Genomic DNA, 18,017 nt, shown 5'->3' on the forward strand with positions numbered 1-18,017 from the left:
ACACTGGTGCAGCGCAGCACGAATGAGAGAAGTCTCGCGCATCAGTAGGCTCCACGGCTGGTCAGAACGGCAGGAATCGTGCGCAACAGCAGCTTGATGTCTTCCTTGATGCCCTGACGATGCAGGTAGAAGAGATCCAGGTGGATCTGCTGCTCGAAGGACAGGTCCGAGCGGCCCGACACCTGCCACAGCCCGGTCAGCCCCGGGGTGGCATCCAGACGCATGCGCGCGCGCGCCTCGTAGAGCGCCACCTCGCGGGCCAGCGCCGGGCGAGGCCCGACCAGTGCCATCTCGCCGCGCAGCACATTCCACAGCTGCGGCAATTCATCGATGGACAGCTTGCGGATGATACGGCCCACCCGCGTGATGCGCGGGTCCTGCTTCATCTTGAACAGCACCCCACCCTCGCTCTCATTGGCGGCCTGCAGTTCGCGCAGACGCTCTTCGGCGTCGATGTACATCGAACGGAACTTCCACAGCTTGAACGGCCTGCCATGGCGCCCGATACGCTCCTGGCCGAACAGCACCGGGCCTGGCGATTCCAGGCGGATGGCCAGCACGGTGCCCAGCAGCAGTGGCGACAGCACCAGCAGCACACCGCTGGCACCGACGATATCCATGGCGCGGCGCGCGCGCGGGGTCAGCCAGTTGCTCACTCGCCATCGAAAGTGGCGCCAGTTGGAGCGTGATTTCATCCACAGGCCGCGTCCGGGGATCGCCTCTTCCCCATATTTACGTACGCTCATCAGAAAGCTCGGGTTGCCAAGTACGTAGCGCTTGAACATGCGGCGTGGCTCCATCAGCAATCGCCAGGCCCATTCCATGCCCAGTCTGCGCACGACGCCCGGCGCACGTGGAATGCGCTGGGAATAGAAGTCGAAAAGACCGCCGACGCCCATGACCACTGGCACCTCGAGTCGCTCACGATAGGTCGAGATCCACTTCTCCTGCGTCGGTACGCCCATCGCCACCAGCAACAGGTCGGTGCCCTGATTGATCTGCGCCAGCACGTCGTCGATGATTTCCGGGCCGATGAAACCGTGATGTACACCACTGATCTCGAGCGTCGGCCATTGCTCGCGGAGCTTGTCAGCCATTCTGTCGGCCACGCCCGGGGCGGCGCCGAGCAGGAACAGGCGCTTGTTTTCCGCCACCAGCATGTCGCACAGGTGGGGCAGCAGATCGGTGCCATTGAGGTTGGCTTCGAGCTCCTGGCCGAGCATGCGGCAGGCCATCTTGACGCCGCTGCCATCGGGCAGCAGCAGGTCGCTGTCATGCAGCACCTGCATGTAGTAGCGATCGACCTGGGCCACGTTCAGGCAGTGCGCATTGACGAAGTTGACGGTGCGCGGCTGCGGGTCGCTGATCCAGCTCTTGAGCAGGCTCAGGCAGGTGTCGAGACTGGTGTTGACGAAGGGCACCCCCAGCACCTTGACGTGAGGCAGCGTCTTGACGCGCTCTGTGGTGAAGAGGGCTTGATCCAATGGCTGGCTCATCATGGCGACTCCACTTCATGAGCGTCCTGCTGTTGATTCGGTCTGGCCGACTGCGGGCGCGGCGCATTGTCGATCTTCTTCTTCTGCGCCTTGCCGATGACCCCCTGGGCGAGCCCTTCACAGCGTAGATAGAGACTCCTGGGCATCACGCGCAACATCAGGGCGGCCCCTGCCGTGGCAGCGGTGCGCCCGAATTCCGCCTTCCAGACGCCCGGCCATGCCTTGATGGCGCGGCGGCAATACGCCCAGGCAGCCTCCCCGTCACGCAGGCGAATCGCCTGACGAGACAGGTAGCGCAGTTGATAGGCCTGGGCGCGGGGATACCATTGTTCGATGAAGTCAGGCGCGTAGGCGCGCGTCAGCTCGACGATCGCAAGCCAGCTCTGGTACTGGCGCTCCAGTTGTGCCGAAAGCCCGCCTTCATTGAGACGGTAGCGGGTCAGCGGCTCGGGAATGCCTTCCACCGTGGTGCCGGTCTTGAGGGCGATGCGTGTCCAGCATTCGATGTCTTCGCTCTGGCGCAGGCTCTCATCGAAGTAACAGGGCAGCACGCCGCCCCCCTTGACCTCACAGTCGAAGGCGATGGCCTCGAGAATCTCGCGGCGGATGACCGGCGCCGAGCCATTGCCCACCGGGTTGCGACAGAACAGCAGCCCCGGCGTGATGTCGGTCAGGCTCGGCATCTGATAGTAGTCCAGCGGCTCGCCAGCGGCATCGATGAAGGCCGAGCGCGAGAAGGACAGGCCTACCTCGGGGCGTGCCTCGAGGTGCTCGCGGTGGCGCGCAAGTTTCGCGGGCTCCCAGATGTCGTCGGAGTCCAGGAAGGCCAGGTAGCGCCCCTGTGCGGCACGCACGCCGGTGTTGCGCGCCCCGGCCAGACCGCGATTGACCGGATGCGTGATCAGCGTTATGCGCGGGTCGTCATAGGCCTCGCAGATCGCTCGGCTGCCATCGGGGGAGCAGTCATCGATTATGAGCAGTTCGAAGTCGCCGTCTTCCTGCGCCAGCACGCTGTCGATGGCGGCCGCGACGAAACGTTCGACGTTGTAGATCGGCATGATGACCGAAAAGGTCGGGGTCATGGTCTGGCCTCCTGGACGTCCCTGTCTGGGGAAAGCGATGCGGTGGTTGCTGCGTGAGGTGTGTCTGGTGAATCTGGTGGCGGCGCATCTGTCACGGGGCCGTCCTGAGCGAGGATCAGCCGGCGTGTCCACAGATAGCCGGGCAGGGCGGCCAGGCTGATGCCGACCAGAATGCCGGCCGCGACGCCATTGATGCCGAAGGGCACGCCGGCGAACATGCCGGCGCCGAGCATCAGCGTCATGAAGATCTGCAGCTTGAGGTCTGCCCCGGGCATGCCCTGGGCACGCAGCAACTGGCCGCAGCTGTCGAGCAGGATGCGCGGCAGGGCCGAGAGGCAGATCAGGATCAGGATCGGCAGGGCGCCACGCTCGACCCAGGCTTCCCCGAACAGGATCGGGACATACCAGGGCGCCAGCAGGCTCTGGGCGATGATGGCGGGCACGGCGACCAGCGCGAACAGGCGCATGCCGTGGTGCATGCGTGCCAGTCGTTCGCGAGACGTCATGTCGCCGCACAGCTGCGGGAAGATGGCGGTGGAGTAGGCGCGCAAGAGGCCAAGGCTGATGCCGAGTCCGGCATTGAAGGCAAAGAAGTAGACGCCGAGCACGTCCATGGCGAACAGGGCGCCGACCAGCAGGTAATCCATCTGCTGACGCAGTACCGAGACCACCTCGACGCCCATCATCGGGCGCGCGAAGCTCATCAGCGGACGCGACCAAAGCGTGGAGGGGCGCTCATCTATGCGCCATGACTCGCACCAGCGGTAGGTCAGGGTCCAGATGGGCGTCACGATCAGCTTGGGCAGGATCAAGGCCCAGAACCCGGCGCCCATGGCGGCCAGCAGCATCACACCGATGGCCTCGCCGATGCTCTGGCCCATCTCGATGCGCGCCGTGATGTGCAGGCGGTTGCTGCGCAGAATTCGCGCCGCGTTGATGGCGGCGGGGGGCAACATCGGGAAGATCAGCGCCAGCGCCATCAGTGGCAGGGTCAGATCGGGAGCGTCATAGAGGTAGGCCAGCAGCGGGGCCAGTGCCATCTGTAGCACCATCAGGCCAAGACACACCACCCAATTGAACCAGTAGGCATCGCGGCACAGGCGTTCATATCCCTCGCGACCGGCCTGCACCAGAGCGGGTACCACGGCGGCATTGGAGATGGCGTGCATGATCTCGTGCGCGGTGAGCACGATGGCGGCGATACCGAAGGACTCCGGCGCGATCATGCGCGCCGCCACCAGGGTCGCGCCCAGACGCGCGATGCGGTGCACCCCTTGCGACATGCCCATCCAGGCCAGATTGCGGATCAGGCGGCCATTGCCACCGTCTCCACCACCTGTCAGACGTGTCTTGAGTCGCGTGATCACCCCCATCGCCTGGCTCCCTGGCTTGTCGTGCCTTTCCAGGCACCTGGTCTTGTCAGTCATGCTTTTGAACGGCTGGTGTAGCCACTCTAGCGCAATGTACTGATGAATTGGCGTGATCTGGCGCAGCATTGTTCCACTATCCCGTGATCGGACTAGGTTGCCGTGTCGCTGCTGCCGGCATCGGCGGAGGCGGGCGCTGCCCTTGAAAGCGGCTTTTCCACATCCACCGGTCCCATGTTGTGGATATGCCCTTCGCTGGCGGGCAGGCCCGCCAATTGGTGCGCCTTGCCGATCAGGATCAGTCCCGGCCAGATCAGATAGGCCAGAATCTCCAGGTTCTCGCCGAAGGAGTAGACGAACAGCAGGCCGACCATGATCAGGCCCAGCTGCACGACAGGGCGGCCGACCACGAAGCGCAGCAGATGCAGCAGGCTGGCCAGCATCGGGATCAGCAGCGCGAAAAGCCCGAAGATGCCCTTGACGAACAGGAGTCCATACCAGCTGTGGTGAGAGCCGATCGGCATGTACTCCACCAGGTGCGGTCCGCGCTCGACGATGCCGTGGCCGAACCATGGTGCCTCATTGCGCCAGCGATCCACCGCGATACGCCCCAGCGCGGCACGCACACGGGTCGAGTCCGCTCGCGAGCCCTTGAAGGCGGCGATGAAGTTGTCGATGGCTTCCAGAATCGGCGCGCCGAGAAAGCCGGCGATCAGGCTGAGGCCGGAGAAGCTGAACCACAGCCACGGCTTGTGCAGGCGCTTGAGCAGGAACATCCCGGCGCTGATCAATACCAGCGACACCAGTGCCATTCGTGAACCGGACATCAGGATCATCAGCACGCTGCCGCCGATGCCGATCGCCTTCCATATCGGATGCTTCTCCAGCAGGGCACAGGCGAAATAGATGCTGGCGACAAAGCCCACCGCCGGGGCCCAGGGCGTGAACAGTCGCCAGCGCGGCATGCCGCTGCCGGGATCGATCTCGTAGAGCGAGACGGCGAAGAATTCCGGCCCCGGCCCACCGATAGCCTGTAGTGGCGAGACAAAGGGTACCTGGGGCAGCCCCGCCAGCCAGGCGCCGACGAATACCGGCAGCAACAGCATGGTATGCAGGCAGACATGCATGGCCGCGCGAATGATCACCGCCGGACGGATCGCCAGGCAGCCGATGACCGGGAAGACTGCCAGCAGCGCCCAGCCCTTGGCCCAGCCGATGGAGGACTTGATCAGCTTGCCGGTGCCGAGGTTCTCGATCAGATGGCCGGCCAGCAGCGAGAACTCCATCACGATCATGCCGATGATCCACACCCATAGCGGCCAGGGCAGGCGCGGAAAACGCTGGCGGCCCTTGAGGTGCAACCAGGCGGCACGCATCACCAATGACCATGCCAGCATCGGTGCCAGCACATAGAGGCCGCCGACCAGATAGAACAGATAGGTGGCGGTGATCGAGAACCAGATGATGCGCTCTTCCGGGGTCTCGGGGCGGACATCCGCCTCCGGTCCGGCCTTCAGGGAAAACATCGGCGGCTCACACGCTTTGCTGCAGGCGCAGCAGGTAGGGTTTCCTGATCCACAGCAGGATCAGGCCGATGATGCTGAAGACGCTGGCGGCCAGCGCGCCGACGATGGCCAGCTTGATGCCCAGCGAATCCGCCTTCTCGGGCAGTGGCGGTGGGTCCAGAATCTGCAGCATCGGGTAGCTGGCGAAGGGGTCGATCTGGCCGATGTCGATCTTGGCCAGCGCCGTGGTGTAGACCGCCGTGGCGACCTGCTGCTCGCGCAGCAGGTCCTGCAGTTGGGCGGCCTTGGCGACACTGTTGTCCAGCCGTTGCTGGCGGGCCGCCAGATTGGCCCGCCCGGTGGCAAGCTCGCTGATCACGCCGCGCCGCTGGGTATCCAGGGTGATCAGTTCGCCGACCAGAGTGTCCTGATTGGCATGGCCGGACGCGGCACGCAGGGCACTCTGGTTGCGCGAGGACTGGCGGGGAAGCAGCTGGCGCATGCGTGAGGCCAGCGAACGCTCGAGAGAATCAAGTCCCGCGGCCAGGTTGATGACTTCCGGATTGCGCTCGCCCCATTTGCCGCGTGCTTCATCGAGACTGGCCGCCTGCTCCGCTGCCTGCGTCAGCAGCGCCTGATAGCGGGCATCGCGCTGCAGGGCGATCACACCACCGGCCTGGCCGGCATCCAGCCCCAGGCGACTGGACAGGGTGGCGAGCCGGGCATCCAGAGCCGACAGCTCGCCATCACGCGTCTCGAGTGTGTCCTTGAGCGCCTCGACACTCAGCGTCAATTCCTTGAACTGCTCCATGGAGACCAGCCCGGAGGTGGACTGGAACTCGAGCAGCTTGCGCTGGGTTTCCTTGAGCGTGCGGTCGTAGGTCTCCAGCGAGCGGCGGATGACGGCTTCGCGGCGCGCCTGTTCATCGTCGCGCAGCTGTTCGATCACTTCATTGAAGGCATCGATGTGCGCATTGGCACGTGCGAGCGCGGCCCTGGCGCTCGGCGCGCTGGTCTGGAAGGCGATCAGGGCGGTCTGGTCGGTCAGCTTGATCTTGGGCTTGCCGTAATCGTCGGGATGCATGTCGACCATGCTGGCAGCACGCTCGAGCACGGCGGGACTCTCGGCGATGGCGCGGTAGTTGACCTTGGGGTCCAGCGAGGAGCTGGAATAGGAAGAGTTGGCGCTGGTGCTGGCCTGGCCGATGCTCTCGAAGTTCACCGACAGGCCGGAGCCGGTACCCGGCAGGATCATCGTCCAGCTGGTGGTGTAGGTGACAGGTGCCACGGCGATGAAAGTGATGGTCACCCCCCAGATGACACTCATGATGGCGGTCGCCAGCAGCAGGTAGGCCGCGCGGCGGGTGCGCGGGCGCATGCTGGAGCCACGCGCCGCCCAGCCCAGCAGGACGCCCAGAAGTCGGCGTCTCAGTGAGGGCTTGGCTGCGTCTTGTGGTGTGTCGGGTGAGCGGGACTCTGTCATGCACATCCTTGTCGCGTGGTAGTGATCAGTCGCATTCCATCAACGGACAGGCGATGGGTTACAGCAGAGTGGCCGGCGTGAGCAGGTCAGTCAGCGTGCGGGCGATATCACGGATGTTGGTGACACCGGAGTCATAGCAGCCGACCACATCTTCGGGCATCAGGTAGGGATTGACGCCCACATCCGCCGGATTGGCCAGCAGGGCATCGATACCGCGATCGACCACGACCGGCTGATGCGTCATCGGGTTGGTGCTGATCAGCACCGCGCGACGTGAACCAGAGGTCGCCTGGATGCCGCCGACGCAGTTGGCATTGATCACGCCCTGCAGCATGCGCACGCCGTAGGGCACCTGCGAGCGCAACACCGTGTAATTGCTGACGTTGTTGTTGTTGGCAGGGGTGGTCAGGTTGGAGGCATAGATGACGATGCCCGGCGCGGTGAGAGGCGAGGGGCGCATCAGCGCGGCCTGGAAGGCGCCGCTGGAAGGCACGTGGATGCGGTCACCCACACGCAGCCAGGGATTGGCGGCATACTCGCCGTCGATCAGGCCTCGCATGTCGAGAATCTGTGTCTGGCCGTCGCGAATCAGCTCGATATGGCTCAGGTCCGCATCGGGGCGGATGCCACCGGCCGTGGTCAAGGCCGCCGATAGACGGCGTTGTTGACTGGCATCGCCGCCAGCGAAATCGCGGCGTACCATGCGCTCTTCCGGCAGGCGGGTATTGATGACCGCCTCCCCCGGGAAGAACACCGCGCCGGACACCGCGACGGCCAGCGGCGCCCATTCCTCGAGCCGGATGCTGACATGTGCCAGGCCCGGGCGAATCAGCTCTTCCTGCACCAGACGCCGGGTGACCTCATCCGCCAGGTCGTCGATGGTCTTGTTGGAGGCCTCGACCGGCGAGAGCCACGGCAGGCGCAGACGTCCGTCATGATCCACCTCGTAGCTGCCATCGAAGAGTTCGCTGCCGGCGACCCTGACGCTCAGACGATCACCCGCCGCCAGCCGCTGGTCATCGCCCGCGGGCAGTTGCATGAAGCGATCATCGGCATGAGGGGCAGGCAGCTCCAGTGGCCAGTGGGTCGCCTGTTGCCAGTGGTCCTCGGCGGGAGTGTCGTCCAGCATGATCGGCGTACAGCCGCCCATCAGGCCGGCCGTGACCGCGACGCCCAGCAGGCGTCGAAGAGAGCAGGCAAGGGAGGTGGGCCGAGTCAGGTCGCGTTTCATCAGGCTACCTCACGAGAAGGCCCTGTCCGCGTGTCACCGCTCGACTCCAGCAGCGGGTCGCGCTGATAGTAGATATCGAAGAGCTCGAACAGGCGCACGCGCTCCAGCTCTGCCTGCATGACCGGCGAGGGTTCGACCACCACCAGCGCCGCCGGGGACAGCGCATCATGCAAGCTGACCAGCACCGAAAGACCATCGGCATCGATGGCTTCGACATGGCTGAGATCCACCGCCAGCGTGCCGGTGTGCTCAGGAATCATCGCCAGCATCTCCTGGCGGAAATAGCGCGCGAGCTCGCCTGTCAGCTGGGCAGGCGGCGTGATCATGATGCCTTCTTGCATCCGGGTGGTGATGGGCATGACGGGCTCCCTGTGCTTGATGTCACCGCCTGGCCCCAGCTGGGCCTGCAGTGCAGCTTGTTATCTTCATGCACTATGCCGCATAAGCATCGTTTACCTGCTGTTACAGTGTCAACGACGCCGACTGACTTGCCTCATTCTTTCCTGCTGGGTTTTGTGGTTCTGCCCGCTGTTCTCGGGCTCTCTTGCTGTTTTCAGGTTTTCGAGGATGCCTTCGCGGCGTTGTCACTCGCCCGACATGGCGGGTGACTTGTGCGGCGTGGCCAGCATCGCGCCCCAGTGGCGAAAGCGCAGCAACAGCAACAGGCCCGGTATGGCGGCCAGCGTGCAGATCCAGAAGAAGCTGTCCCAGCCGGCCGCATCGGCCAGATAGCCGGAGGGCGCGGCAATCACCACGCGCGGCAGGCCCATGATCGAGGAGAGCATCGCGTACTGGCCGGCGGTGAAGCGCTTGTCGGTCAGCGCGCCCATGAAGGCGATGAAGGCGGCGCTGCCCATGCCGGCCGCCAGGTTTTCGAAGGCGACCACAGCCGCGAGCCACGGCAACGAATCACCGACGTGATGCAGCCACACGAAGCCGGCAGTCGACACCATCTGCAGGATGCCGAACCACCAGAGCGCCCGATAGATACCGATGCGCATGATCATCAGGCCGCCGAAGAAGGTGCCGGCCAGCAACGGCCAAAGACCGAACAGCTTCACGGTCGCGCCGATCTGGGAGTTGCTGAAGCCGATGTCCTTGTAGAAGGGCGTGGTCAGATTGCCCGCCACGGAATCGCCCAGCTTGTAGAGCAGGATGAACAGCAGCAGCCAGATGGCACCGTCGCGCTTCATGAAGTGGCGGATGGGGTCCCACAGGATCTCATGCAGATGATGGGCGCGCGGCGCGGCCTGTGCCTCGGGCTCCGGTGCCAGCAGGGTCACCAGCATGCAGGCGCCAAGAGTCGCGGCCATGATCAGGTAGGTCACGCGGAAGCCGATCATGTCGGCCAGCACCAGGCCGCCGGCCGAGGCCATCAGCATGCCGATGCGGTAGCCATAGACATAGAAGCTGGAGCCCAGCCCCAACTCGTTGTCCGGCAGATGCTCGCGCCGATAGGCATCGATCACGATGTCCTGGGTGGCGCTGAAGAAGCTGACCGCCAGCGCGATGGCGCCCATGGTCAGCGGCGACATGTGCGGGTCCTGCAAGGCAAGCAGCGCGATGAGGGCGGTCAGGGCCAGCTGGGCGATCATCAGCCAGCCACGGCGCCGGCCGAGCACCGGCGGCATGATGCGGTCCAGCAATGGCGCCCACAGAAACTTGAGGGTATAGGGCAGGCCGACGAGCGCGAGCAGGCCCACGGCGTCCAGTGATACTCCGGCATCCGTCATCCAGGCCTGCAGCACGCTACCGGTCAGCAGCAGTGGCAGCCCGGAGGCGAAGCCCATCAGGAACGTGATACCATGACGGCCAGCGAGTAAGCGTAAATCCTTTGAAGTCAAAGCCTTGCCTGTCCATGCAGAGGGTGTGGCCGCGCGTGTCACACGCACGGTGAGCGGCTATCTGCCGCTTGCGTCATTCATGGCCGGATTGTCGCACTGCCTGAGGGCAAGAGCCATGCATTGTCCTGCCGGTCAGCTGACAGGCATGATGCAGGTCGAGACACGCATGAGTGGGGCAGGCAGGCAATGAGAGGTCATCATGAGTGAAGCCCGAGAAGCTGCCAAGGCGCATTGGTATCTTATCCAGTGCAAGGGCGGGGAGTCCTTCCGTGCGGCGGAGAACCTCACCAATCAGGGATTTCACGTCTTCCACCCCCTGTTGGAGGTGGAAAGGAAGCGCGGCGGCAAGCTGCGTTGGGTCGAAGAGCCGCTCTTCCCCTATTACCTGTTCATACGCCTTGATCAGATGGATGACAACTGGCGTCCGATTCGCTCGACCCGTGGCGTGCTCAAGCTGGTCAGCTTCGGCAATACGCCAACGGCGGTGCCGACATCTCTGGTGGAAGCCCTGATCGCCAGCGGTGAGCAACGCCAGGAACAACCGCCGGAGAATGTCTATTTCCGGGCCGGCGAGCAGGTCGAGATCATCGATGGCCCCTTGAGTTCGCTCAGTGGCGTCTTTGAGAGCGCGAAGGGCGATGAGCGCGTCATCGTGCTGCTCAATCTGATCAATCAGCAACAGCGTGTCGAGCTGTCCAGTCGTCAGCTGCGACGCAGCGAAAGCTGAGTTGCCGACCTGTCTCATCCCACTTGATCCGCGAGACCGCATTGCACCTTTCTTCTGGAGTGGTTCCCATGGCGATTACTTCCCAGCAGGTCGTCAGCCTGCATTACACCCTGCGCACCGCTGATGGCACTGTGCTGGATAGCTCCCTTGAGCGTGAGCCGATGGACTACCTGCATGGCCACGACAATATTCTGGCAGCGCTGGAGAGCGCACTTGAAGGCTGCGGTGTCGGCGACCGCAAGATCGTCAATCTGACGCCTGCCGAAGGTTTCGGTGAGCGGGATGAAGGCCTGGTGCAGTACTTCGGGCGTGATGCCTTCGGTCCGGGCGAGATCAACGCCGGGATGCGCTTTCAGGCCCGCACCCCGGAAGGCCAGCGGTCGGTCACGGTGCTGGAAGTCGGTGAGCAGCAGGTCAAGGTCGATGCCAATCATCCGCTGGCAGGTCAGGCGCTTAGCTGGGAAGTCGAGGTGCTGGAAGTGCGCGATGCCACGCGTGCCGAGCTCTCGGCCGGTCATCCGCTCGGTCTCGATGTCAGTCATACCGAGATCGAAGACAAGAAGGTGCGTCGCTGAAGTAGGCATTGCAAAAGGGGGTATCGCTCAAGCTCCTCGTTGCAGCCCCTCTTCAACAACAGACAGCCCCGCTGCCGGAATCCTCGGCAGCGGGGCTGTCTGTTGTTGGGGCCTATGGCGATGGAGAAAATTGATATGGATCAGTCGTCTGCGCGCCAGTCGCCAAGATCGATCCATGAAGCCTTCAGGACTTGATGCAGATCAGATTCGTGCGGGGCGGGGCGGGGTAGAGTGTCCCTGTCGAGGCCGCAGCAGGCCGACACAGGCGGAAGAGCTAGCGATATCAGAGCTACTGATATCAAAGCTACCGATGTCAGAAGCAGAGGTGTCAGCTGCCGACAGAGGCTGGCATTGAGGGAGCCCCTTGGGGAAGGGGCAGGCCAGGATGGCCGCTGTCAGAATCGGGCTTTTTTGCAGGTGCCGATTCGCCGTCAGGGGAGGGGGAAACCCCGCTAGCCGACCTTCGGGTCGGCTTTTTTGGTTGTGGGGTGCATAGGGGGAATGGCTAGCACCGCGTTTGCATGACGCTGGCTTGCCGGTGCGCTACTTGAAATTTTTTGCAGTTCTCTGGGAGGAAGAGAGTCGATGGGCAGGCAACCCCGCGACTGACACGAGGTTGCCTGATTGGTGAGGCGGCTCAACTATTGTTGCTGGCAGTCTTGAGACTCTCGACTTCCTTGTGGGAGTCGACGCTCTGGCCTTTCTTGACAGCCTGGTTCTTCTGGATAGCCTCGTCTTGCTTGACCGACGGGCTCTTCGTGTTGATGCCCGAGGTCGTCTTGCCCGGCTCGCCCAGCGTCAATGTCGTGTTCATGCGCTTGAGCGTATTGGGGCCGATTCCCTTGATTTCCGTCAACTGTGACACGTCGGTGAAGGGGCCGTTCGCCTTGCGCCACTCGACGATGGCCTGGGCCTTCTTGCCACCGATGCCCTTGAGCTCGGTCAGTTGTGCGGCAGTGGCGGTGTTGATGTTCATGTCTGCGGCCTGGCTGGCCGGTGACAGTACCAACAGGCTGGTCACGAGCAGTGTTCCTAATAGAGTTTTCATGGTCGCTTCCTATGCTCACATCAGGGTGGTCGATTGGGTGTGCGCGGAGCCACCACCCGAGGCCCTGCGCGAGAAATACTCTGGCTCAGGTATTAGGTTTGTAGTCATTTAGATTTAAACGGTTTCTCATCCTTACGCCGCTTTCTGCGCTCAACGCAAGAAAGCGCTAAGAGGCGTTAGCCTGCTGATTCGATTCGTCTTTCCCTGGGCATACAACCACAGAGCCGAGCGCTATAATGTTGCCCCGAGCCCATGACCTCCTGTCATTGCGCCTGCCACATCGCCTGGAGCCCGGATGCCTGCCACGACTTCCCCCCTGATCATCGCCCTCGATTACCCGGACATGAGTGCTGCGCTTGCCATGGCAGACCAGCTGGATCCTGCGCGCTGTCGCGTCAAGGTGGGCAAGGAGCTGTTCACGCGTGTGGGTCCCGAGATTCTCAAGGCATTGCATCAACGCGGCTTCGAGGTCTTTCTCGATCTCAAATTCCATGACATACCCAACACCACCGCTCAGGCCGTGCTGGCGGCAGCGGAGCACGGCGTGTGGATGACCAATGTCCACGCCTCTGGTGGTGCGCGCATGATGCAGGCCGCCGCTGAAGCCCTTTCGACTCGCGGCCTCGACACCCAGTTGATCGCCGTCACGGTGCTGACCAGCATGGAACAGGCCGATCTGGCCGGTATCGGGCTGGATGTCACGCCGCTTGCGCAGGTCGAGCGGCTGGCGGCCCTCGCCCAGCAGAGTGGCATGCACGGTGTGGTGTGCTCCGCACGTGAGACCCCGAGCCTCAAGGCGCTGTGTGGCCCAGAGTTTCTCAAGGTGACGCCGGGTATTCGCCCGAGCTTCGCGCAGGCCGGTGATCAGCGGCGCACCATGACGCCCGGTGAAGCCATGGCGGCCGGTAGCACCCATCTGGTGATCGGGCGTCCTGTCACCCAGGCGCAGGATCCGCTGGCGGCGCTGGCGCTGATCGAGCAGGAGCTGGGCGCCTGATCGGCTGATTGTCTGCCTCATGGGCATAAAAAAAGACGCCAGTCGCAGACTCTGCGGCTGGCGTCTTTTTCATGGCAGTGATCACTGCTGCTGATCACTCGCTCACGTTTTGCGCGACGACCTCAATCGGCAGGCTTGATATGCCAGCTGACCTGAACGCTGCTCTCGAGGCTCAGCTCGCCCGGGCGGTATTCGCTGCCGCTGCTCTTGGCCTCCGCCATGTCGGCACGCATCGCCATCATCTGCGGGCGCGGGCTGTGAGAGGACTCATTGATCGACTGCACGTTGCCCAGGGTCGCGCCGAGGGTCTCGGCCATCAGCTGTGCCTTGTGGCGTGCCTTGGTCAAGGCCTCCTTCAACACCTTGTCTTCCAGGGCGTCCCGTTCACTGATCTGATACTGCACACCGGCCAGTTGATTGACACCAGCGCCCAACAGCAGGTCGATGACTTCCGGCACCTTGTCCAGGTCATCGAGAGCGAGGCTGATCGGGCGTTCGAGGTGCGTACGACGCCATTGCTGGGGCTGCTGCTGACCATTGTTGCGCTCGTAGTACTGCTCAGGACGCAGGTTGAGGCTGCCGGCGCTGATCTGACGGCTGTCGATGCCCGCTTTCTCCAGTGCCTGAATCAGTGTCGTCATGCGTGATTCCAGTGACTCGCGCGCCTTGCGGGCCGCCTGGCCCTCGGCCTCGCTGTCGGGAGCCTTGTCATCCACCTTGCGAGCGGGCGTCTTCTCCCACAGGCGAGCCTGGATGGTTGCCTTGTCGGGCGCCGCCTCCAGGCTGGCACTGGCGCTGACATGCACCAGTGCCGGTGCGGGCGTCTGGTCGGCGCGGGCCAGGTGTGTGGCGCTGGCGGTGCAGAGCGCCAGGCCGCACAGCATGGCGGTACGACGCAGGCGCTGGGCGAGGGGGGCGGGGCCTCTGGTGGCGTGGTTCATCAGCATGGGAAATCCCTTGAGTAAAGTGGCAACATTGTCGCCTGGCGCTTGGTGAGGGGCATGAATGCGGGCGCGATAGGCTTGAAAGTATCAGCAATGAGGGCGATGCGTGAAGGTATACGAGAGACTGCGCTGGATACGAGGCGCTGCACAGGCAGTGCTGGCGCTCGTCATGACATTGCTGATGGCGTCGCCTGCCCTGGCCGCAGGGCGTGAGGTGATCGATGATGCAGGCGATGTCGTGACGCTGTCACAGCCAGCGCAGCGGGTGGTCACGCTGGCCCCGCACGCGGCCGAGCTGGTATCAGCGGCAGGAGGCTTGCCGGCCTTGATCGGCGTGAGCCAGGGCAGTGATTTCCCCCTTGCGGTCAGTGAGCTGCCGCGCCTGGCCAGTTATTACGGCCCCAACCTGGAGGCACTGCTCAGTGCACGGCCTGATCTGGTCGTGGCATGGGGCAGCGGGCTTTCCGATGAGATGCATGAGCGTCTGACAGCGTTGGGGATGCCCGTCTTCGTCAGCGAGCCCGCCTCACTCGACGATGTGCTGTCCAATATCACCCGGCTTGGCACCTTGCTGGGTACCCGCGACATTGCGGATAAGCATGTGGCGACGCTCGCAGCGCGAATCGAGCAGCTGGGGCGCGCCCGCGACAGTGCCCCCTTGCCGGTCTTCTTCCAGCTGGGGGAAAGCCCGATGACGACGCTGGGCGGCAACCATCTGGTCAATGAGCTGATTCGGCGCTGCGGCGGTGAGCCGCTACTGACGGACTCACCCGCCGTGGTGCCGCAGATCAACCGGGAAGCCTTGTGGCTGGCCAGGCCGCGCCTGATTCTGCATCCGATCGCGAAGGGGCCCGCGCGCGAGGAGTGGGTTGCCGCCTGGCGCGCGAGTGAAGGGCCGCTTTCCGAGGTGGCACTGGCGGGTCTGACTCCTGACCTGATCAGTCGTCCCGGCCCGCGCAGTGTCGAGGCGATGGCAGAGGTCTGCGCTGCCATCGAGAAGGTGCAGGCGTCGGACTGAAGGCGTCAGAGCAAGCGCGTCGGAGCAAGAGCGGCTGGAATGCTGGATGCTCAGAAATCGATGCCGCGCCGTGCCTTGAGACCATGATTGAAGCCGTGGCGAATCTCGGTCATCTCGGTGACGGTATCGGCACAGGCAACGATTTCACGATTGGCATTGCGCCCGGTGATGATCACGGTCTGTTCTGCTGGGCGATTCTCGAGTGCCGTCATCACCTCCTCCAGCGGCAGATAGCCGAACTTGACCATGTAGGTCAGCTCGTCGAGCACCACCAGATAGACGCTGTCATCGCGCATCAGGCGCTGCGCTTGCTGCCACACGGCCTGACAGGCAGCGGTATCGGCTTCACGATTCTGGGTATCCCAGGTGAAGCCGGTGGTCATGGCATGCACTTCGAGATTGGCATCCTCGGCGAGCCGTTCGCGCTCGCCGCATTCCCACAGCCCCTTGATGAACTGGATGACCCCGACCTTGTAGCCATAGCCCAGCGCGCGGGTGATGGTGCCCCAGGCGGCGGTCGTCTTGCCCTTGCCGTTGCCGGTGAACACCAGCAGCTGGCCGCGCTCCTCAGTGGCCTGCGCCACCTTGTCATCGACATGCGACTTGAGCTTTTCCATCGCGACCTTGTGGCGGGTATTGCGGTCCGTCATGCGTATGCTCCGTGAGTCAAAGGCACAGCACCGACCCGAGGGACGGTGCCCTGATCGGTGCTGTGCCATGTGTGGCTGGCTATCGTCCGAGGCTCTTCGAAAGAGGTGCCCCGGGAAAGCCGATCAGAAGAAGAAGGTGACGCCGCCTTCCACATAACGGCCCTGGGCGTTGTAGCCATTGACCAGCTGATATTCGCGATCGAAGACGTTATCCAGCTTGGCGCTCAGCTTGACGTTCGGCATCACCTGCCAGCTGGTGCGCAGATCGACCACGCCATAGCCGGCAGTGCGCGTGTCGGTGTAGGTATCTGCGTCAGTATCGCTGCGGCTGGCGCTGCCTCGAAGCGTAGCGCCGAAGCTCCAGTCGTCGAGGGCGTAATCGGCGTCCAGACGCGCAAAGCGCTGGGCGCGGCGCTTCAATTGCTCACCGGTATCGCGGTCCTCCGGGTCCTGCCAGGTCATGGCAAGGTTCACGCTGAGCGCATCACCTTGCCAGCCACTGCTCAGTTCGATGCCACGGATGCGTGAGCGATCGATATTGATCGGCGTGAAATTGGCACCTTCGTAGCTGATCAGATTGTCGATATCCGTCTGGAAAGCATTGACGCCTACGTGCCACCGCTGCTCCTGCAGACGCCAGAAGAGTTCGGCCGTCGTGGAGGTCTCGGCATCGAGATCCGGGTTGCCGGAGCCGTAGGGGCTGTAGAGGTCGATCAGGTTCGGTGCCTTGAATGCGCTGGAATAGCTGGCACCGAGCTGTTGCGCGGCTGTCAGATCATAGGCGTAGCTGGAGCCGCCCGTCATCTGGTGGCCATAACGATTGTCGTCGTCGTAACGCAGGCTGGTCGTGACGTGGTGACGCTGTTGCTGAAGGTGCCAGCTGCCGTAGACGCCGGTGGCATAGCGACTATCGACGCTGTAGCCCTCGGCGGTGAAGTAGGGGCCATCGGCATCCAGGCTTTCCTCGCGATGGTCCACCCCCAGACTGAGCGTGCCTAGGTCGGTGTAGAAGTCGTGGCGCAGGCCGACCTCGTTGCGGGTACTGGCGACACGCCCGGCATCGCTGCCGGCTTCGGTGTTCTCGTACTCATCCCGCGTGCGCGCCACGCTGACCGTCATGTCCCAGTTCGGGTTCAGGTGCGTCAGCAGGCTGGCATCCAGCACTAGCTGGCTGCCCTCTCCCGTACAATCTTCAGGTGTGGTGAAGTTACAGCCGTCATAGTCGTAATCGGTCTCGGTGTTGGCGACACCGAGGCTGAGCGTGGCCTGCTGACCGAAGTCGTGGCCAAGACGCAGTTCGGCGCCCGTGGCCTCGTAGCCATCATCTTCACTGCCGGTATCGCGGGCCGAGAAGCCATCGCTCTCATCATGATGGAGATTGGCCGAGAGGCGTGTGTCGTCTTCCACCGAGCTGAACTGGGCGTTCTGGCGGAAGGTGCCGTCGCTGCCGGCGCGCAGGGTGACTTCTGCATGCTGACCGACTTCGCTGCCGCCACGCGTGATCAGGTTGATCACACCGCCGATGGCATCGGCGCCGTAGACGCTGGCGCGCGGGCCACGCACGATCTCGACACGCTCGACGGCGGCGAGTGGCAAAAATTCGAAACGCGCCAGGCCATCGGCACTGTTGGCGACGCGCTGACCATTGACCAGAATCAAGGTGTGGTCGGACTCGGTACCGCGCATGAAGAGGCTGGTCTGGCTGCCCATCGGGCCGCTGCGGGCGACCTCGATGCCATTGCGTGATTGCAGCAGATCGACCAGCGAATTGGCCTGCAGGCGATCGATCTCGTCACGCGTGATGACGTCGGTGCTGGCCAGCACATCATTCTGCAGCTGCGGAATGCGATTGGCGGTGACCTGAACGGTATCCAGGTCCTCGGATGAATCGGTGGTCAGCGCATCAGCAGCGACGGCGGGCGGAGTCAGCAGCAGCAGGCTACCGACGAGGGTGAAGCTGGCCTGCGCGGATGCGCGACCACGAGTGTTGTTGTGTTTCATGAATGATCCTCAAGCGTCAGACGCAATGAGGAGGACAGCGTGACAGGGT

Annotated in this window: 16 protein-coding genes; 4 read left to right on the plus strand and 12 right to left on the minus strand. The window is 63.5% G+C overall.

Translation table 11 applies throughout. The features are described 5' to 3' along the window. Nucleotides 1-41 precede the first annotated feature (41 nt). The 8 genes from QQF40_RS00565 to QQF40_RS00600 all read right to left on the minus strand — a co-directional run bounded on the left by QQF40_RS00565 (nucleotide 42) and on the right by QQF40_RS00600 (nucleotide 9,954). Nucleotides 42-1,496 (minus strand): WecB/TagA/CpsF family glycosyltransferase, encoded by a 1,455-nt coding sequence (locus QQF40_RS00565; protein ID WP_285460126.1) that lies wholly within the window; start codon nucleotides 1,494-1,496, stop codon nucleotides 42-44. Then, nucleotides 1,496-2,578, minus strand: coding sequence for a glycosyltransferase family 2 protein (locus QQF40_RS00570; RefSeq protein WP_285460127.1), 1,083 nt, complete (start codon nucleotides 2,576-2,578; stop codon nucleotides 1,496-1,498). The genes QQF40_RS00565 and QQF40_RS00570 overlap by 1 nt, the downstream gene beginning before the upstream one ends. Continuing rightward, nucleotides 2,575-3,951 (minus strand): oligosaccharide flippase family protein, encoded by a 1,377-nt coding sequence (locus QQF40_RS00575; RefSeq protein ID WP_285460128.1) that lies wholly within the window; start codon nucleotides 3,949-3,951, stop codon nucleotides 2,575-2,577. The genes QQF40_RS00570 and QQF40_RS00575 overlap by 4 nt, the downstream gene beginning before the upstream one ends. A gap of 146 nt (nucleotides 3,952-4,097) precedes the next feature. Continuing rightward, nucleotides 4,098-5,471, minus strand: coding sequence for an O-antigen ligase family protein (locus QQF40_RS00580; RefSeq protein ID WP_285460129.1), 1,374 nt, complete (start codon nucleotides 5,469-5,471; stop codon nucleotides 4,098-4,100). A gap of 7 nt (nucleotides 5,472-5,478) precedes the next feature. Then, nucleotides 5,479-6,933 carry a GumC domain-containing protein gene (locus QQF40_RS00585; RefSeq protein ID WP_285460130.1) on the minus strand — a complete coding sequence of 485 codons (1,455 nt, stop codon included), beginning with the start codon at nucleotides 6,931-6,933 and terminating at the stop codon, nucleotides 5,479-5,481. Between the two features lie 58 nt (nucleotides 6,934-6,991). Further along, a complete protein-coding gene (locus QQF40_RS00590) occupies nucleotides 6,992-8,164 on the minus strand; it encodes a polysaccharide biosynthesis/export family protein (protein WP_175088291.1) in 1,173 nt (390 codons plus the stop codon). Beyond that, nucleotides 8,164-8,523, minus strand: coding sequence for an STAS domain-containing protein (locus QQF40_RS00595; protein WP_175088290.1), 360 nt, complete (start codon nucleotides 8,521-8,523; stop codon nucleotides 8,164-8,166). Before QQF40_RS00595 ends, QQF40_RS00590 begins: the two co-directional genes overlap by 1 nt. Before the next feature lie 225 nt (nucleotides 8,524-8,748). After that, nucleotides 8,749-9,954, minus strand: coding sequence for an AmpG family muropeptide MFS transporter (locus QQF40_RS00600; protein ID WP_285460131.1), 1,206 nt, complete (start codon nucleotides 9,952-9,954; stop codon nucleotides 8,749-8,751). 253 nt (nucleotides 9,955-10,207) lie between these two features. Here QQF40_RS00600 and rfaH point away from each other — a divergent pair, with 253 nt between their 5' ends. Further along, a complete protein-coding gene (gene rfaH / locus QQF40_RS00605; RefSeq protein ID WP_175088288.1) occupies nucleotides 10,208-10,735 on the plus strand; it encodes a transcription/translation regulatory transformer protein RfaH in 528 nt (175 codons plus the stop codon). A gap of 68 nt (nucleotides 10,736-10,803) precedes the next feature. After that, nucleotides 10,804-11,310: an FKBP-type peptidyl-prolyl cis-trans isomerase gene (locus tag QQF40_RS00610; protein ID WP_175088287.1), complete on the plus strand. Its 507-nt coding sequence runs from the start codon at nucleotides 10,804-10,806 to the stop codon at nucleotides 11,308-11,310. 637 nt (nucleotides 11,311-11,947) lie between these two features. Here the strand turns inward: QQF40_RS00610 and QQF40_RS00615 are convergent. Further along, a complete protein-coding gene (locus tag QQF40_RS00615; protein WP_175088286.1) occupies nucleotides 11,948-12,358 on the minus strand; it encodes a ComEA family DNA-binding protein in 411 nt (136 codons plus the stop codon). A gap of 295 nt (nucleotides 12,359-12,653) precedes the next feature. Between QQF40_RS00615 and pyrF the strand changes: the two genes are divergently transcribed. After that, nucleotides 12,654-13,355, plus strand: a complete 702-nt coding sequence (gene pyrF, locus QQF40_RS00620) for an orotidine-5'-phosphate decarboxylase (RefSeq protein WP_175088285.1) — start codon at nucleotides 12,654-12,656, stop codon at nucleotides 13,353-13,355. 122 nt (nucleotides 13,356-13,477) lie between these two features. On the opposite strand, the gene QQF40_RS00625 is transcribed toward pyrF, so the two are convergent. Continuing rightward, nucleotides 13,478-14,302 carry an SIMPL domain-containing protein gene (locus QQF40_RS00625; protein ID WP_175088284.1) on the minus strand — a complete coding sequence of 275 codons (825 nt, stop codon included), beginning with the start codon at nucleotides 14,300-14,302 and terminating at the stop codon, nucleotides 13,478-13,480. A 178-nt stretch (nucleotides 14,303-14,480) separates the two neighbouring features. On the opposite strand from QQF40_RS00625, the gene QQF40_RS00630 reads away from it, so the two are divergent. Beyond that, nucleotides 14,481-15,317, plus strand: a complete 837-nt coding sequence (locus QQF40_RS00630; protein WP_285460132.1) for a helical backbone metal receptor — start codon at nucleotides 14,481-14,483, stop codon at nucleotides 15,315-15,317. 50 nt (nucleotides 15,318-15,367) lie between these two features. On the opposite strand, the gene cobO is transcribed toward QQF40_RS00630, so the two are convergent. Both cobO and QQF40_RS00640 read right to left on the minus strand, forming a co-directional pair. Beyond that, nucleotides 15,368-15,967, minus strand: a complete 600-nt coding sequence (gene cobO / locus QQF40_RS00635; protein WP_175088282.1) for a cob(I)yrinic acid a,c-diamide adenosyltransferase — start codon at nucleotides 15,965-15,967, stop codon at nucleotides 15,368-15,370. A 123-nt stretch (nucleotides 15,968-16,090) separates the two neighbouring features. Next, on the minus strand, nucleotides 16,091-17,968 hold the full coding sequence (locus QQF40_RS00640) for a TonB-dependent receptor domain-containing protein (protein WP_285460133.1): 1,878 nt from the start codon (nucleotides 17,966-17,968) through the stop codon (nucleotides 16,091-16,093). Nucleotides 17,969-18,017 lie beyond the last annotated feature (49 nt).

The sequence above is a fragment of the Cobetia sp. LC6 genome (genome assembly GCF_030264805.1).
Classification (GTDB): domain Bacteria; phylum Pseudomonadota; class Gammaproteobacteria; order Pseudomonadales; family Halomonadaceae; genus Cobetia.

What these genes read in the sequence shown, in the direction of transcription:
- QQF40_RS00595 (WP_175088290.1), bottom strand. Translation starts at nt 8,523, where the DNA reads ATGCCCATCACCACCCGGATGCAAGAAGGCATCATGATCACGCCGCCT.
- rfaH (WP_175088288.1), top strand. Translation starts at nt 10,208, where the DNA reads ATGAGTGAAGCCCGAGAAGCTGCCAAGGCGCATTGGTATCTTATCCAG.
- QQF40_RS00600 (WP_285460131.1), bottom strand. Translation starts at nt 9,954, where the DNA reads ATGGGCTTCGCCTCCGGGCTGCCACTGCTGCTGACCGGTAGCGTGCTG.
- QQF40_RS00610 (WP_175088287.1), top strand. Translation starts at nt 10,804, where the DNA reads ATGGCGATTACTTCCCAGCAGGTCGTCAGCCTGCATTACACCCTGCGC.
- QQF40_RS00580 (WP_285460129.1), bottom strand. Translation starts at nt 5,471, where the DNA reads ATGTTTTCCCTGAAGGCCGGACCGGAGGCGGATGTCCGCCCCGAGACC.
- QQF40_RS00640 (WP_285460133.1), bottom strand. Translation starts at nt 17,968, where the DNA reads ATGAAACACAACAACACTCGTGGTCGCGCATCCGCGCAGGCCAGCTTC.
- QQF40_RS00565 (WP_285460126.1), bottom strand. Translation starts at nt 1,496, where the DNA reads ATGAGCCAGCCATTGGATCAAGCCCTCTTCACCACAGAGCGCGTCAAG.
- QQF40_RS00625 (WP_175088284.1), bottom strand. Translation starts at nt 14,302, where the DNA reads ATGCTGATGAACCACGCCACCAGAGGCCCCGCCCCCCTCGCCCAGCGC.
- QQF40_RS00630 (WP_285460132.1), top strand. Translation starts at nt 14,481, where the DNA reads ATGGCGTCGCCTGCCCTGGCCGCAGGGCGTGAGGTGATCGATGATGCA.
- cobO (WP_175088282.1), bottom strand. Translation starts at nt 15,967, where the DNA reads ATGACGGACCGCAATACCCGCCACAAGGTCGCGATGGAAAAGCTCAAG.
- QQF40_RS00570 (WP_285460127.1), bottom strand. Translation starts at nt 2,578, where the DNA reads ATGACCCCGACCTTTTCGGTCATCATGCCGATCTACAACGTCGAACGT.
- QQF40_RS00575 (WP_285460128.1), bottom strand. Translation starts at nt 3,951, where the DNA reads ATGGGGGTGATCACGCGACTCAAGACACGTCTGACAGGTGGTGGAGAC.
- pyrF (WP_175088285.1), top strand. Translation starts at nt 12,654, where the DNA reads ATGCCTGCCACGACTTCCCCCCTGATCATCGCCCTCGATTACCCGGAC.
- QQF40_RS00590 (WP_175088291.1), bottom strand. Translation starts at nt 8,164, where the DNA reads ATGAAACGCGACCTGACTCGGCCCACCTCCCTTGCCTGCTCTCTTCGA.
- QQF40_RS00615 (WP_175088286.1), bottom strand. Translation starts at nt 12,358, where the DNA reads ATGAAAACTCTATTAGGAACACTGCTCGTGACCAGCCTGTTGGTACTG.
- QQF40_RS00585 (WP_285460130.1), bottom strand. Translation starts at nt 6,933, where the DNA reads ATGACAGAGTCCCGCTCACCCGACACACCACAAGACGCAGCCAAGCCC.